This window comes from Streptomyces sp. 4N124 (genome assembly GCF_052245395.1).
Classification (GTDB): Bacteria; Actinomycetota; Actinomycetes; order Streptomycetales; family Streptomycetaceae; genus Streptomyces.
On the sequence record NZ_JBQQBS010000021.1, the window covers coordinates 23,054 to 39,113 of the forward strand.

At 68.4% G+C, this 16,060-nt stretch carries 11 protein-coding genes; 8 read left to right on the plus strand and 3 right to left on the minus strand.

Features of this window, described 5'->3' with window-relative positions; genetic code table 11:
* The first annotated feature begins 166 nt into the window (after nt 1–166).
* The 3 genes from ACTWQO_RS21990 to ACTWQO_RS22000 all read left to right on the plus strand — a co-directional run bounded on the left by ACTWQO_RS21990 (nt 167) and on the right by ACTWQO_RS22000 (nt 5,987).
* A complete protein-coding gene (locus tag ACTWQO_RS21990; RefSeq protein WP_443239040.1) occupies nt 167–2,347 on the plus strand; it encodes an IucA/IucC family protein in 2,181 nt (726 codons plus the stop codon).
* Nucleotides 2,348–2,412: 65 nt separating this feature from the next.
* A complete protein-coding gene (locus ACTWQO_RS21995; RefSeq protein ID WP_443239041.1) occupies nt 2,413–3,513 on the plus strand; it encodes a GNAT family N-acetyltransferase in 1,101 nt (366 codons plus the stop codon).
* A 488-nt stretch (nt 3,514–4,001) separates the two neighbouring features.
* On the plus strand, nt 4,002–5,987 hold the full coding sequence (locus tag ACTWQO_RS22000; protein ID WP_443239042.1) for an ATP-dependent DNA helicase: 1,986 nt from the start codon (nt 4,002–4,004) through the stop codon (nt 5,985–5,987).
* A 112-nt stretch (nt 5,988–6,099) separates the two neighbouring features.
* On the opposite strand, the gene lexA is transcribed toward ACTWQO_RS22000, so the two are convergent.
* The gene (lexA, locus tag ACTWQO_RS22005; RefSeq protein WP_443239043.1) at nt 6,100–6,879 is read right to left on the minus strand and encodes a transcriptional repressor LexA; all 780 of its coding nucleotides are present in this window, start codon (nt 6,877–6,879) and stop codon (nt 6,100–6,102) included.
* 565 nt (nt 6,880–7,444) lie between these two features.
* Between lexA and nrdR the strand changes: the two genes are divergently transcribed.
* Complete coding sequence (nrdR, locus tag ACTWQO_RS22010) at nt 7,445–7,999, plus strand: transcriptional regulator NrdR (protein WP_210576854.1); 555 nt, start codon at nt 7,445–7,447, stop codon at nt 7,997–7,999.
* A 164-nt stretch (nt 8,000–8,163) separates the two neighbouring features.
* The gene (locus tag ACTWQO_RS22015; protein ID WP_443239044.1) at nt 8,164–11,058 is read left to right on the plus strand and encodes a vitamin B12-dependent ribonucleotide reductase; all 2,895 of its coding nucleotides are present in this window, start codon (nt 8,164–8,166) and stop codon (nt 11,056–11,058) included.
* Nucleotides 11,059–11,125: 67 nt separating this feature from the next.
* Here ACTWQO_RS22015 and ACTWQO_RS22020 read toward each other — a convergent pair whose 3' ends face one another.
* The gene (locus tag ACTWQO_RS22020) at nt 11,126–11,659 is read right to left on the minus strand and encodes a TerD family protein (protein WP_443239045.1); all 534 of its coding nucleotides are present in this window, start codon (nt 11,657–11,659) and stop codon (nt 11,126–11,128) included.
* Between the two features lie 148 nt (nt 11,660–11,807).
* On the opposite strand from ACTWQO_RS22020, the gene ACTWQO_RS22025 reads away from it, so the two are divergent.
* From ACTWQO_RS22025 to ACTWQO_RS22035, 3 genes are all read left to right on the plus strand, one after another.
* The gene (locus ACTWQO_RS22025) at nt 11,808–12,413 is read left to right on the plus strand and encodes a YdbC family protein (RefSeq protein WP_443239131.1); all 606 of its coding nucleotides are present in this window, start codon (nt 11,808–11,810) and stop codon (nt 12,411–12,413) included.
* 118 nt (nt 12,414–12,531) lie between these two features.
* Complete coding sequence (locus tag ACTWQO_RS22030; protein WP_301984771.1) at nt 12,532–13,191, plus strand: histidine phosphatase family protein; 660 nt, start codon at nt 12,532–12,534, stop codon at nt 13,189–13,191.
* A 12-nt stretch (nt 13,192–13,203) separates the two neighbouring features.
* Entirely contained in the window at nt 13,204–14,109 is a 906-nt protein-coding gene (locus tag ACTWQO_RS22035; RefSeq protein WP_443239046.1) for an ADP-ribosylglycohydrolase family protein, read from the plus strand.
* Nucleotides 14,110–14,372: 263 nt separating this feature from the next.
* Here ACTWQO_RS22035 and ACTWQO_RS22040 read toward each other — a convergent pair whose 3' ends face one another.
* Nucleotides 14,373–15,920, minus strand: a complete 1,548-nt coding sequence (locus tag ACTWQO_RS22040) for an MFS transporter (RefSeq protein ID WP_443239047.1) — start codon at nt 15,918–15,920, stop codon at nt 14,373–14,375.
* Nucleotides 15,921–16,060 lie beyond the last annotated feature (140 nt).

Consider the following 16,060-nt stretch of genomic DNA (forward strand, 5'->3'; position numbering starts at 1 on the left):
CCGTCGAGCGAACGGGGTAGTCCGGCGCCCCGGGGCGGGCTCGCCTGAATATCCGTGCGTCCGCCGTTGCACGGGCACCGATTCGCCCCCCGGGTCTTTCACCCATGCCATCTCACCTCCAGGGCTCGTCGCGCAACGAGCCAGAACCGCCTCACGAGGAACAGCGTTGAACACCATTCCCACACCCGGCGCCCACGCCCTCACGGATCTGTCAGGCCCCGCCGAACCTGGATCTCCCCTGACGGCCACGGCCCAGCCGACCTCCCAGTCATCGGCCGAGCGCCCGGAACGGGTCCCGGAACAGGGCGGGGCTCCCGATGGGGAACGCCATCCCGAACAAGACGCAGCCTTTGCCGCCGGAAGACCGCACGAGGGCACCGCTGACCTCCTGGAACATCCCGACCCGCATACGGCGGCTCAGTCCGCGGCCGTGGAGAACCTGCTGCGCTGCTGGGTACGCGAGACCAACCTCCCCTCTCCCGACAACGGCACCCTCCGCATCCCCCTGCCGGCCAGCGGCACGGCCCTGCTCGTCCCCGTCCACTACTGGTCCCCGACGGGCTGCCACCGCTTCGGCCTTCCCCGCTTTGCCGACGCCCCGGAGGCATCTCCACCGGCCGACGCGGTCACGGTCGCGGCCCTGCTCACCAGGGAGACATCTCCGGTGGCGGTGGCGGTGGCGGTGGCGGGAACGACCGATCTGCCAGCCAGGGCTGCCGAGTCGAGCCCCGGCCCTTTCCAGAGAGCCGCTTCCGATGCAGACGGGCGCACCATCCCTGGCACTGGCGATCGCACCGCCCCCGAGGCAGCCGATCGCACCACCCCCGACCCAACCGATCGCACCACGACCGACGCAGCCAGCCGCACCGACCTCGTCTCCCGTGTCGCCGACTCCGTCCGCCTGACCACCTCCTTCATCAATGACCGTCGGCAACACCCTTCCGACGTGCCCGACCTCTTCCTCGCGGCTGAACAAGCGCTCCTCCTCGGCCACCCACTGCACCCGACCCCCAAGAGCCGCGAAGGTCTCTCCGAGCGCGAAGCGCGGTGGTACTCACCCGAGTTGCGCGGCTCCTTCTCCTTGCACTGGCTGGCTGTCGCCCCCTCCGTCCTGGCCAGCGACTCCGCCTGGACCGAACGAGGCCGCCCTGTCCCGGCCCTGCAGCTCACCGCACGACTGGCCGAGGCGGATCTGCCCCTGCCCGACGGCCATGCCGCCCTCCCACTGCACCCCTGGCAACTGCGCGAAGTCCACGGACGCCCCGAGACCGCCGCTCTGCTCGACGCAGGCCTGCTCCGCGACCTCGGAGATCACGGCACCCCGTGGCATCCCACCTCCTCCGTGCGAACCGTCTACCGTTCCGACGCCCCCGCGATGCTCAAGCTGTCTCTGGGCCTGCGCATCACCAACTCCCGCCGGGAGAACCTCCGCAAGGAGCTCCACCGCGGCGTCGAGGTCCACCGGCTGCTACGCAGCGGCCTGGCCAAGCAGTGGCAGGCGGTCCACCCGGGCTTCGACATCGTCCGCGACCCTGCCTGGCTCGCCGTCAACACGCTGGACGGCAACCCCGTGCCCGGCCTCGACGTGATGATCCGGCACAACCCGTTCAGCCCTTCGGACGACGTCTCCTGCGTCGCAGCACTTGTCTCCCTCCGGCCGTACCCTCCCTCGGACACGGTCGCAGGCAGCTCCGAGTCCGGCGGAGCACCATCGCGGTGGCCATGCGTCGAGTCCCGTCTGGCAGAAGTGGTCACGCGTCTCGCCGACCGGACCGGCCGACCTCTCGGCGCGGTTGCCGCCGAGTGGTTCCTCCGCTACCTCGAGCAGGTCGTCCGACCCGTCCTGTGGCTGGACGCGGAGGCAGGCATCGCACTGGAGGCACACCAACAGAACACGCTGCTTCTGCTGGACGCCGACGGCTGGCCGACCGGCGGCCGCTACCGCGACAACCAGGGCTACTACTTCCGTGAGTCCCGGCGCGCGGAACTCGAGGCCCGGCTGCCCGGCGTCGGCCGGCACAGCGACACCTTCGTCTCCGACGACGTCGCCGACGAGCGCTTCGCCTACTACCTGGCGATCAACAACGTGCTCGGCCTCATCGGTGCGTTCGGCTCCCAGCGCCTCGTCGACGAGCAGCTGTTGCTCGCCGCCTTCCGCCGCTTCCTCGGCGAGGTCGCTGTCGGCCCAGCCCGCTTGCGCAGCTCCTTGCCCGCCCAACTGCTCGATTCACCCGTGCTGCGCTGCAAGGCCAACCTGCTGACCCGGCTGCACGGTCTCGACGAGCTGATCGGCCCGATCGACACCCAGTCCGTCTACGTCACCATCGCCAACCCCCTCCATTTCTGACCATCACCAACTCCCTTCACTTCCGAGGAACATGCCCCGCCCCTTCTCCTGAGAGGAGCGTCACAATGCCTCCCACCGACGCGAGCGCCGACGCCGGTACCGCAGCCGTCACTGACGTTGGTCCCGCCACCGCCGACGAGAGCGCCACCCGTCCGAGCCCTGATGCTGACGAGAGCAGGACCGGGACGGACGCCTGCTCGGAGGCGGACTGCGAGGACACCCTCGACCTGCGCCTGCCCGAGGAGTTCATCGCCCTTTTCGCGCAGGAACGTGCGGCTGCGGAGGAACGGGCCCTCCCGGAGGAGCAGACCGATGTGCGCGAGCAGGCTGACACCGGGGCGCAGTCCGGCGCACGGGAGCAGGCCGACGCCGGGAGGCAGGCGGACGACGGGCAGCACGGCGACTGTGACCGGCAGACGGACGCGCAGGATCGGGCCGACGCCGACCGGCCTGCCGCCGCTCACGGGCTGGCCCACCCCAGCAGGCAAGCGGATGCGCTTGAGCGTGCCGCGGCGGGGTGGCGGGCCGGCACGGATGGGAAGCGGAGCCGCGGTGGGGACGCGCCTCATTCCGTCTCTTCCGTACAGGCCGACGACGACCTGCTCGACCACGTCGCCGACTGGGGGCCGACCGTCACACCAGCAGGCGTGTTCCGGCTCGTCCCGGTGGACCCGGAGCAGGATCTGCCGCTCGTCAGCCGCTGGATGAACGACCCTGCCGTGGCAGCATTCTGGGGGCTGGAGGGCGCCCAGAACACTACCGAGGACCATGTGCGTGCCCAGTTCGCCGGAGACGGACGCAGCATCCCCTGCCTCGGCGTGCTGGAGGGCACGCCGATGAGCTACTGGGAGGTCTACCGAGCGGACCTCGACCCGCTGGCCCGCCACTATCCCGCTCGACCTCACGACACTGGAATCCACCTCCTCATTGGTCGAGTCGCCGATCGCGGGCGGGGACTCGGCGGCACCCTGCTCAGAGCCGTCGCCGACCTCGCGCTCGACAAGCGGCCCGCCTGCGCACGCGTCGTCGCGGAACCCGATCTTCGCAACACCCCCTCCGTAGCCGCATTCCTGAGCGCAGGCTTCCGGTTCTCCGCCGAGATCGAGCTGCCTGCCAAGCGGGCCGCCCTGATGGTCCGAGACCGTTCCCTTCGCCATCTGCTGTAGCGCAGCGCCATCACGCTGTCACTTTTGGTACACCGCCCGAGCCGATCCGGTTCCCGCTCCCGTCGGACCGATTCGGTCGGCGGCCGGTCTGCCTGACGCCGATGGGCTCCCTGCTCAAGACCGGTCCGCGCCTGCCCAAGGCTGGTCGATGCCGCGAACCGGGGCCGGTCTTCGGCCATCGACGCGCTACCTCGGCTCGACCGGTCGGTGCTTCACCACGGACCGGCATCGTTCCTGCATACCCGACCCGGCAGCACCCCGACTTTCCGAAGAATCGCGCCCGCAGCTGCCCACGCGACCAAACCCGCCCCTGCCCACATCCGAACCGATCCGAGCCATCTGTGACCCCTCTCCGCCCCGATCAGGTCAGCCCCGACCGGCAACCGAACCGATCCGATCTCCAACCGAGCAGCCCACGGTCTTGATCCAGACCCTCGCCCCGCCTTGACCGCTCGTTTGTCAGTGGTGGGCCGTAGGGTGGTCGCGCTATGACGAAGCCCTCACTCCCCGAACTCCTGCATGCTGCCGTCACTGCCGTCGGCGGTACGGAGCGCCCCGGTCAGGTGACCATGGCCGAATCCGTCGCGAAGGCAATCGACGACGGCTCCCATCTGCTGGTCCAGGCCGGCACCGGCACCGGAAAGTCGCTCGGCTATCTCGTGCCCGCGCTCGCGCACGGGGAGCGCGTGGTCGTGGCGACCGCCACGCTCGCACTGCAGCGCCAGCTCGTGGAGCGGGATCTGCCGCGCACGGTCGATGCGTTGCACCCGCTGCTGCGCCGCCGTCCGGAGTTCGCGATGCTCAAGGGCAGATCCAACTACCTGTGTCTGCACCGTCTCCACGAAGGCGTTCCGCAGGACGAGGAAGAGGGCCTCTTCGACCAGTTCGAGGCAGCCGCACCCACCAGCAAGCTGGGCCAGGATCTGCTCAGGCTGCGCGACTGGTCCCAGGACACGGAGACCGGTGACCGCGACGACCTCACCCCCGGCGTGTCCGACCGCGCCTGGGCGCAGATTTCGGTCTCGTCGAGGGAATGCCTGGGTGCCACGAAATGCGCCTACGGTGCCGAATGCTTCGCCGAGATGGCCCGCGAGCGCGCCAAGCTCGCCGAAGTCGTCGTCACCAACCACGCACTGCTCGCGATCGACGCCATCGAGGGCGCCCCGGTCCTTCCCCAGCACGAGGTGCTGATCGTGGACGAGGCGCATGAACTGGTCTCCCGCGTCACCGGCGTGGCCACCGGTGAGCTCACCCCCGGCCAGGTCAACCGCGCGGTGCGGCGCGCAGCGAAGCTCGTCAACGAGAAGGCCGCCGACCAGCTCCAGACCGCCGCTGAGGGCTTCGAGCGGCTGATGGAACTGGCCCTGCCTGGTCGTCTCGAAGAGATCCCCGAGGATCTCGGCTACGCGCTCATGGCACTACGCGACGCTGCCCGCACCGTCATCTCCGCGATCGGAGGGACCCGCGACAAGTCCGTCCAGGATGAGGACGCGGTCCGCAAACAGGCCCTGGCCTCCGTGGAAGCCGTGCACGACGTGGCGGAGCGGATCACCAACGGCTCTGAGTGGGACGTCGTGTGGTACGAGCGCCATGACCGCTTCGGCGCCTCACTGCGCGTCGCCCCGATGTCCGTGTCGGGCCTCCTCAGGGAGAAGCTCTTCACCGACCGCTCGGTCGTCCTGACCTCCGCGACCCTGAAGCTGGGCGGCGACTTCAACGGCGTCGGTGCCTCCCTGGGACTGGCACCCGAGGGCACGGAGGGCGACGATCTCCCTCAATGGACGGGCCTCGACGTCGGCTCCCCCTTCGACTACCGCAAGCAAGGCATCCTGTACGTCGCCAAGCACCTGTCCCGCCCCGCGCGCGACGGTGACCGGGCGGACATGCTGGACGAGCTGACCGAACTGATCCAGGCGGCCGGTGGCCGTACGCTGGGACTCTTCTCCTCGATGCGGGCCGCCCAACTGGCCGCCGAGGAACTGCGCTCCCGTATCCCCGAGTTCCCGATCCTCCTCCAGGGCGAGGAGACGCTCGGTGAGCTGATCAAGAACTTCGGAGCCGACCCCAAGACGTGCCTCTTCGGCACGCTGTCGTTGTGGCAGGGGGTCGACGTCCCCGGCCCGAGCTGTCAGCTGGTCGTCATGGACAAGATCCCCTTCCCGCGCCCTGACGATCCGCTGATGAGCGCCCGCCAGAAGGCGGTGGAGGACAACGGCGGCAACGGCTTCATGGCAGTCGCCGCCACACACGCGGCCCTGCTCATGGCCCAGGGCGCCGGCCGCCTCGTACGGGCGTCGGGAGACCGCGGCGTGGTGGCCGTACTGGATCAGCGACTGGCCACCGCGCGGTACGGCGGCTATCTGAAGGCGTCACTGCCCGACTTCTGGTACACCACGGACGGCAACCAGGTCCGGAAGTCGCTGGCCGCGATCGATGCGGCAGCGCAACAGGCGGCTGTGCAAGAGGCCGGATGAGAACCGGCTCCGCCCGTCGGGGTGGAGCCGGACAGCACAGGGCCCCGGAACCGGCGCAGGGGTCCCGGGGCCCGGTCAGGGGGCGGGCTGGTCGGCCCGCCCGCCGCAGCCGTCACACGCGCCGCAGCACAGCCACCACCTTGCCGAGGATGGTGGCGTCGTCGCCCGGGATCGGCTCGTACGCCGAGTTGTGCGGGAGGAGCCAGACATGGCCGTCCTCGCGCTTGAAGCGCTTGACGGTGGCCTCGCCCTCGAGCATGGCGGCCACGATGTCGCCGTTCTCGGCGACGGGCTGGCGGCGGACCGTGACCCAGTCGCCGTCGCAGATCGCGGCCTCGATCATCGAGTCGCCGACGACCTTCAGCACGAACAGCTCACCGTCACCCACCAATTGGCGGGGGAGGGGGAAGACGTCCTCGACCGACTCCTCGGCGAGGATCGGGCCACCGGCGGCGATGCGGCCGACCAGCGGCACATACGACGCGGCCGGCTTGCCAGCGGTGTCCGTGGGCTGCGCGGAGGCCGCCTGGTCCGAGCCTCGTACTTCGTACGCGCGCGGACGGTGTGGGTCGCGGCGCAGGAACCCCTTGCGCTCCAGTGCCATCAGCTGGTGTGCGACGGAGGAGGTGCTGGAAAGGCCGACGGCCTGCCCGATCTCGCGCATCGACGGCGGGTAGCCGCGCCGCTGCACGGAGTCCCTGATGACCTCGATGACGCGGCGCTGCCGGTCTGTGAGGCCCGAGCTGTCCGCCCGGATCCCTGGAGGTCGGCCCGGCAGGGAGCGCTTGTGCCCCTCGGGATTGGTGGCTTCGTTCATCGCATGCACCGGCTCGAGTCGGCCCTGGGAGCGGTCCTGGGCAGTGATGGTGGCACTGTCTGCGGTGGTGGTCACGTCGGCCCCTCTCGATGGTCTCCCTGCTGGACAACGGTAGTTGCTTTCGAAAGGTTGCGCCAAACACACGTTCGAGTGAAAAATCGCGAATCACCCGCCGCGATCATGTGTCTGGGTGTATAGCTAACGCGACACCTGGCGGACAAAAGCGCCCATTGTTGTACTCTTCGCCACCGAGGAGCGACCTCTTGGGTCGTTGCCCCAGTCTGCCATCCGGCATCCGGTCAACACGGAACCGACCCTCATCTGTGCGGGAGTCGCACGACCTCTCCCTGCGGTGCCCACGGTATCCCCGCATGTGCCTCGGCGGTACGGCTGTGCACGCACGCGTGCCGACGTGGCGGTGTTGCCGTACGGCATGTGCCCCGGCGGGTGCGACACGCGCGGACGGCGTGCATGTATGGGCCAATCCCCACATCTAGTGGTTGGATTGCAGCAGCAGCCCAGAAGTTGTGGTCCCCCGGGTCTTCGGGCCCTCGGTCATCGCCTATGCTTGGGGCTGCTTCGAGGGGCCCAAGTGGTCTTTCGAGGCTATTGAGTCTGCTGTGAGGAGGGTTGGAAGATCATGCACTGCCCCTTCTGCAGGCACCCCGACAGCCGTGTCGTCGACAGTCGTACGACCGACGACGGCACGTCGATCCGCAGGCGCCGCCAGTGTCCGGACTGCTCCCGTCGTTTCACGACCGTGGAGACGTGTTCGCTCATGGTGGTCAAGCGGTCCGGAGTCACCGAGCCTTTCAGCCGTACCAAGGTCATCAACGGCGTGCGCAAGGCATGCCAGGGACGACCTGTCACCGAGGACGCGCTAGCCCAGCTCGGCCAGCGGGTCGAGGAGGCGGTGCGGGCCACCGGAAGCGCCGAGCTGACCACCCATGACGTGGGGCTGGCCATACTCGGCCCGTTGCAGGAGCTCGACCTCGTCGCCTATCTGCGATTCGCCTCCGTCTACCGGGCGTTCGACTCGCTGGAGGACTTCGAGGCCGCCATCGCGGAACTCAGGGAAGAGATGCGACGTCCCGGCGCCGACGACGACGAAGACGCGCGCGCGGGGAGCCAGGAAGACGATCGCGGGCCCGGGGGGACCACCCAGGTCCCCGTGCCCGCCAACGCCGCCGACTGACAGGCGGACCGGACCCGGACCCCAGGGCTCCGGGCCGGCCGGTCGGCGGCGAGCGAAGACCTGTTGCGGGCGGCGGCGAGAGGTGCCCGCAACACCAGACAGAACACCGTGCCACGGGAACATCGTGGCACTTCAGGGCGTTTTAGCCCGTACAGGGAGGCGGCATGACAGAGACGGCGAGCGGTCCGGCACGAGGTTCCCGAACCAAGGGCACCAAGGCGAGCAAGGGCCTGCGTATCGAGCGCATCCACACGACCCCCGGCGTACACCCGTACGACGAGGTGGCCTGGGAGCGCCGTGACGTCGTCATGACCAACTGGCGCGACGGCTCGGTCAATTTCGAGCAGCGTGGCGTCGAGTTCCCCGACTTCTGGTCGGTGAACGCGGTCAACATCGTCACCAGCAAGTACTTCCGCGGTGCCGTCGGCACCCCGCAGCGCGAGACCGGCCTCAAGCAGCTGATCGACCGCATCGTGAAGACGTACCGGAAGGCCGGTGAGGACCACAAGTACTTCGCCTCGCCCGCCGACGCCGAGATCTTCGAGCACGAGCTGGCGTACGCCCTCCTGCACCAGATCTTCAGCTTCAACAGCCCCGTGTGGTTCAACGTGGGCACGGCCCAGCCGCAGCAGGTCTCGGCCTGCTTCATCCTGGCCGTCGACGACTCCATGGAGTCGATCCTCGACTGGTACAAGGAAGAGGGCATGATCTTCAAGGGCGGCTCCGGTGCCGGCCTGAACCTGTCCCGTATCCGCTCCTCCAAGGAACTCCTGTCCTCCGGTGGCAACGCCTCCGGCCCGGTCTCCTTCATGCGCGGCGCCGACGCCTCCGCAGGAACGATCAAGTCGGGCGGCGCCACCCGCCGCGCCGCCAAGATGGTCATCCTCGACGTCGACCACCCCGACATCGAGGACTTCATCGAGACCAAGGTGAAGGAGGAGGAGAAGATCCGCGCCCTGCGTGACGCGGGCTTCGACATGGACCTGGGCGGCGAGGACATCACGTCCGTCCAGTACCAGAACGCCAACAACTCGGTCCGGGTGAACGACGCGTTCATGAAGGCCGTGGAGAACGGCGACAAGTTCGGCCTGCGTGCCCGGATGACCGGCGAGGTCATCGAGGAGGTCGACGCCAAGGTCCTCTTCCGCAAGATGGCCGAGGCCGCCTGGGCCTGCGCCGACCCCGGCATCCAGTACGACGACACCATCAACCACTGGCACACCTGCCCGGAGTCCGGCCGTATCAACGGCTCGAACCCCTGCAGCGAGTACATGCACCTGGACAACACGTCCTGCAACCTCGCCTCGCTGAACCTGATGAAGTTCCTGAAGGACGACGGCAAGGGCAACCAGTCCTTCGAAGCCGAGCGCTTCGCCAAGGTCGTCGAACTCGTCATCACCGCGATGGACATCTCCATCTGCTTCGCGGACTTCCCGACCCAGAAGATCGGCGAGAACACGCGCGCGTTCCGCCAGCTCGGCATCGGCTACGCCAACCTCGGCGCCCTTCTGATGGCGACCGGCCACGCATACGACTCGGACGGCGGCCGCTCCCTCGCCGGCGCCATCACCTCCCTGATGACCGGTACGTCGTACAGGCGCTCCGCCGAACTGGCCGCGGTAGTGGGGCCGTACGACGGCTACGCCCGCAACGCGCAGCCGCACCTGCGGGTCATGAAGCAGCACTCCGACGCCAACGAGAAGGCCGTCCGCGTGGACGACCTGGACACGCCGGTCTGGGCCGCCGCCACGGAGGCCTGGCAGGACGTGCTGCGTCTTGGCGAGAAGAACGGTTTCCGTAACTCTCAGGCGTCCGTCATCGCACCGACCGGCACCATCGGTCTGGCGATGTCCTGCGACACCACCGGCCTTGAGCCGGACCTCGCCCTGGTCAAGTTCAAGAAGCTGGTCGGCGGCGGCTCGATGCAGATCGTCAACGGCACCGTTCCGCAGGCTCTGCGCCGCCTGGGCTACCAGGAGGAGCAGATCGAGGCGATCGTCGCCCACATCGCCGACCACGGCAATGTGATCGACGCCCCGGGCCTCAAGCACGAGCACTACGAGGTGTTCGACTGCGCCATGGGCGAGCGCTCCATCTCCGCGATGGGCCACGTCCGCATGATGGCCGCGATCCAGCCGTGGATCTCCGGCGCGCTCTCCAAGACGGTCAACCTGCCGGAGACGGCGACCGTCGAGGACGTCGAAGAGGTCTACTTCGAGGCGTGGAAGATGGGTGTCAAGGCGCTCGCCGTCTACCGCGACAACTGCAAGGTCGGCCAGCCCCTCTCCGTGCAGAAGAAGGAGAAGGAGAAGGTCGAGGTCACCGAGAAGACCGAGGCGACCATCCGCGAGGCGGTCGAGAAGGTGGTCGAGTACCGCCCGGTCCGCAAGCGTCTCCCGAAGGGCCGTCCCGGCATCACGACCTCCTTCACCGTCGGCGGCGCCGAGGGCTACATGACCGCCAACTCCTACCCGGACGACGGTCTCGGCGAGGTCTTCCTGAAGATGTCCAAGCAGGGCTCGACCCTCGCGGGCATGATGGACGCCTTCTCGATCGCCGTCTCGGTGGGTCTGCAGTACGGCGTGCCGCTGGAGACGTACGTCTCGAAGTTCACGAACATGCGCTTCGAGCCGGCGGGTATGACGGACGACCCGGACGTGCGGATGGCCCAGTCGATCGTCGACTACATCTTCCGCCGCCTGGCGCTGGACTTCCTGCCCTTCGAGACCCGCTCCGCGCTCGGCATCCACTCCGCCGAGGAGCGTCAGCGTCACCTGGAGACCGGTTCGTACGAGCCGTCCGACGACGAGGTCGACGTCGAGGGTCTGGCCCAGTCGGCGCCTCGCGCCCAGGAGCTGAAGGCCGTAGCGACACCGAAGGCCGTCATCGAGGCGGCCAAGCCCGCCCCGCAGCAGGCCCACACCAGCGCGGAGCTGGTGGAGATGCAGCTGGGCATCCAGGCCGACGCCCCGCTGTGCTTCTCCTGCGGTACGAAGATGCAGCGGGCCGGCTCCTGCTACATCTGCGAGGGTTGCGGCTCGACCAGCGGCTGCAGCTGACCCCAGTTGACAGCCAGGCCCTGAAACAGAGGGGCGCCGACACATGGTCGGCGCCCCTCCGGGCTGTTCAGGACCAGCGTGTCTTCCCCATGACCTGGGTGAACGTGGCCGGGTCGTCCTCGAAGCCGTGGATTCCCGCGTGGAAGTCCCATGTGCCGGATCCTTCGCGCACGAACTCCCCGACCGCTGCTGCTGTCGCCGCGAGCACCCCGCCGAAGTCGTCCTGGGCCAGGACGTCGTAGCCCTCGCTGATACGCAGGTTCGGCTTGAGCACGCTGACGAAGGTCCGGTGTGCGGGGCGCTGTTGGATGATCACGCCGACGACCACGCGCGCGTACCGGCTGTCGAGCCGGTCGAGCTCCAGGGTCATGACCTCGTCCCAGCCGAAGCCCTTGCCGTCCTTGCTGTCCCGGTTGAGCGTGATGGTGCCGTCGGGAGAGCGGCTGCCGAAGTACACCGCATAAGCGGGATCGCCGTACGGATCGCTCGCCAAGTAGGTCGCGGCCACGATGTCCAGATCCGTGGGCGGCTGCCCCGCAGGACTCGGGTCCCACTTCAGTGCGACCTCGGCCTTCCGAATCCCCTTGCTGAGCCCGTTCACCAGACGTCACCTTCCCCGTGTGGACCTGCCCCAACTGCCGGACAGTCAGGGTTGGTTGTCCATCGTGCCACGCGCGCGTGGGCAGGTGCGCGGATGCGCTCCGCACGAGCGTGACCGAGGCCACGCTCCGTGGCCTTACGATGGCGCGGTGCTGGTCAAGTGGATTCGCTGCACCGTGGTGGACCGCCGCGGCTTCGAGCGGGGGCAGCGAAAGTGGGCGGGGCTTCTGGGGGAGCCGGGGTTTCGAGGGCAGGGCGGAGGCTGGAGTCGGGGGCGGCCCTCCGTCGCGCACATCTTCGCCTTCTGGGAGAGCCGTGCCTTCTACGACTCCTTCATGGCCCGTTCCCACGACCGGCTCGCGGCGGCCCAGTCGGGTACGTTCAAGGATGCCCAGGTCAGGCTGTTCGACTATCGCTTCGACGTGAAAACGGGCTTCGAGCCGCGTTTCACCGACGCCGATCTGGTCCGGGTCGCCCACTGCCGCGTCCACGAGGACCGCGCCGAGCACTTCATGCTGATGCAGGAGAAGGTGTGGAACCCCGCGATGGCCGGCTCGCCCGGCATGATCCGCGGGCTGTTCGGTGAGGCGCCCGGGAACGAGTTCCTGGTGCTGTCGATGTGGCAGTCGGCCGCCGAACACGGCAAGTACCGCACTGAGCGCGTGGAGCGGCTCGCCCTGCGTGCTCAGACCGAGGCGGACATCGCGGCCCTCAGAGGTGACATCGTGGGGTTGGAATCGGCCTGGATAGTTTGAGATCTGGACGCACTCTTCGTGTGCCCAATGTGGCCCACGGCGCAAGAAATGTGTGACCTACGCTGTATGGAGCCCGTACGAGTGCTCGATGGGCCGTCACTCGATCTAGGGTTTTGGCATGGCACGACCACGGCGCATCGTCCTTGTCCGGCATGGTGAGTCAACCGGCAATGTTGATGACACCGTGTACGAACGCGAGCCCGACCATGCCCTGGCGCTGACCGAGCGGGGCTGGCGGCAGGCTGAGGAGACGGGAAAACGGCTGCGCGAGGTGTTCGGCCGCGAGCGCATCAGCGTGTACGTCTCTCCGTACCGCCGTACGCACGAGACGTTCCGCGCCTTCCACCTCGACCCCGAGCTCGTCCGCGTGCGCGAGGAACCCCGGCTGCGCGAACAGGACTGGGGCAACTGGCAGGACCGGGACGACGTCCAACTCCAGAAGGCCTACCGGGACGCGTACGGCCACTTCTTCTACCGCTTCGCCCAGGGTGAGTCCGGAGCGGATGTGTACGACCGGGTCGGCGGCTTCCTGGAGAGCCTGTACCGCAGCTTCGAGGCCCCCGACCATCCGCCGAACGTGCTGCTGGTCACTCACGGTCTGGCGATGCGGCTGTTCTGTATGCGCTGGTTCCACTGGACGGTCGCGGAATTCGAGTCGCTGTCGAATCCGGGGAACGCGGAGATGCGGATGCTCGTTCTCGGGGAGGACGGCAAGTACTCGCTCGACCGGCCGTTCGAGCGCTGGCGAGATCCGGAACCGTACGGGATCACCGGATAGAGTGGCAGAGCAATGACCGCTGACTCCTCTCCCGACGGACGCCTGGACCGCGCCCTGGCCAGCCTGCGCGGACTCGCGGTCGGCGATGCCCTGGGCTCGCAGTTCTTCGTGCCGGTGAACTACCCGCTGCTGAAGCGCCGCGAGCTGCCAGAAGCTCCCTGGCAGTGGACGGACGACACGGAGATGGCGTGCTCCGTCGTGGCCGTCCTCGCCGCCCACCACCGCATCGACCAGGACGCCCTGGCCCGCTCCTTCGCCGAGCACCACGACTTCGACCGCGGATATGGTCCGGCGGTCAACCGTCTGCTGCGGCTGGTCCGTGAGGGTGGCGACTGGCGTGAGCTCGCGGCTGCGCTCTTCAACGGACAGGGGTCCTGGGGGAACGGCGCCGCGATGCGGATCGCCCCTCTGGGCGCCTGGTACGCGGACGACCCGGAACAGGCGACCCACCAGGCCGAGATCTCGGCGTACCCCACGCACCAGCACCGTGAGGCCGTGGTCGGCGCCATGGCCGTCGCCGCTGCCGCCTCCATGGCCGCGGCCCCCGGCGGCCCGCCCAGTGCCGAGGTACTCCTGGACGGCGTCATCGCGCTCGTTCCCAAGAGCGCTGTCGGAGCCGGCTTGCGGCGCGCCCGGGACATGCTGGACTACGCCGACGCGGCCACGGTGGCGGCGGTGCTGGGTTGTGGGCGGCGTACAACGGCGCACGACACCGTGCCGTTCGCGCTCTGGTCCGCCGCGCGTGCCCTCGGTGACTACGAAGAGGCGTTCTGGACCACCGCCCAGGTCGGCGGGGACGTGGACACGACCTGCGCCATCGTGGGCGGGGTGATCGCCGCCGGGAAGGCGGGGACACCGCCCGGCGCCTGGGTGGAGCGGACGGAATCGCTACCGGAGTGGATGCCCGCGTCGGCGTAGCGCCTCGAAAAACTTCGGTGGAAACTCTCTGTGTATGACGGGAACTCTGCGTAACCGTCTGCTCGTTGTCGTGGCAGTTGCTGTGCGACGCATGAGTCGGAGCATGCAGATGGCACGCGAGGAGTGCGGGGGTGGTCATGGAGTTCTTGGCGATGCTGTTCAGGCTGCTTGCCGCGGCGGCCGTGATGCCCTGGCGTCCACGTGCCGTCAGGGGGCGCGACATCGCGCCCCCTGACATCGTGCCCGGTGCGGGCAGAACCGGGTCAGCCGGCTATAGGGCCCGACGTACCTGCGAGGGCTTCCAGGTCGCTCTTGCGGACCCGGATCACCAACCACGCAGTGATCAGCGCCAGTACGGCCATCGACGCTGCCGCGACGAAGCCCATCGAAATGCCGTGGGTGAGCACGTCGTGCCCCCAGGGCGCGGGCAACTGCTGCGTCTTGGCGAACTCGGCCTTCTGCTCGGCCGAACCGTCGGCCATGAACTTCGGCAGTTGCTTCTCCGCCTCGTCCTTGCTGGCCGAGCCGAACACCGTCGTCAGGATGGACAGGCCCAGCGAACCGCCCACCTGCTGCGTGGCGTTGAGCAGTCCGGAGGCCGCACCGGCCTCATGCTGGGCGACACCGGACACCGCGGTGACCGTCAGGGTGACGAAGTTCAGGCCCATGCCGAAGCCGAACACCAGCATCGGCCCGAGCACCCCGCCGACGTACGAGCTGTCGGAGCTGATCAAGGTCTGCCAGACCAGGCCGATCACCGCGAGCGCCGAGCCGACGACCATGAACGGCTTGGGGCCGAGCACCGGCAGGAACCGTTGCGACAGTCCCGCGCCGATCGCGATCACCACTGTCACCGGCAGGAAGGCCACACCGGCCGCGATCGGGCTGTACCCCAGCACGTTCTGCACGAACAGCACGATGTAGAAGAACATGCCGAACATCGCCGCTGCCAGGCTCAGCATGATCACGTACGTGCCCGACCGATTGCGGTCGGTGAACATGCGCAGCGGGGTGATCGGGTCCGCTGCCCGGGTCTCGACGAAGGCGAAGGCAAGCAGCAGGACGACCGCGGCGCCGAAGGAGCCGAGCGTCATGCTGTCCTGCCAGCCCTCGTCGGCCGCACTGATGAACCCGTAGACGAGCGCTGCCATGCCGAGCGTCGACGCGAGCGCGCCGGCGATGTCGAAGCGCCCAGGGTGCCGTTCGGACTCGCTGATGTACAACGGCGTGAGGACAGCGATCAAAACGCCGATCGGTACGTTGACGAAGAGCACCCACCGCCAGTCGAGCCACTCGGTGAGCATGCCGCCGGCGAGCAGGCCGACGGCGCCGCCGCCCGCGGAGACGGCGGCGAAGACTCCGAACGCCCGGTTCCGTTCCGGGCCTTCGGGGAACGTGGTGGTGATGAGAGCCAGCGAGGTCGGCGACGCGATCGCGCCCCCCACGCCCTGAAGGGCGCGCGCGGCCAGCAACTGCCAGGGCTCCTGGGCGAGTCCGCCGAGCAGCGAGGCGAAGGTGAACAGCAGGATGCCGGTCATGAACACTCGGCGGCGGCCGAGGATGTCTCCGGCCCGGCCGCCGAGCAGCAGCAGGCCGCCGAAGGTGAGCGTGTAGGAGCTGACCACCCACGTGAGGTCGGTGGTGCTGAACCTGAGTGCGTCTTGAATGTGCGGGAGAGCGATGTTCACAATCGTCGCGTCGAGTACCACCATGAGTTGGCAGGCCGCGATGACGGTGAGCGCGATACCGGGATGTCCTTCCCGGCGTGCCGCACCTGGCTTCTGATCCTTGATCAACTGAGAGGTTGTCACTATGGGTCCCCCACAAGTGCCTTAGTGAACGCTCGCGTTCACTGTCGCGACAACCGTAGTGAGTCCCCGACAGTGAACGCAAGCGTTCACTTAGCTTTGTGTCGCGAGGCGTTTCCCCCTTTGACGCCACGCGGCATGTC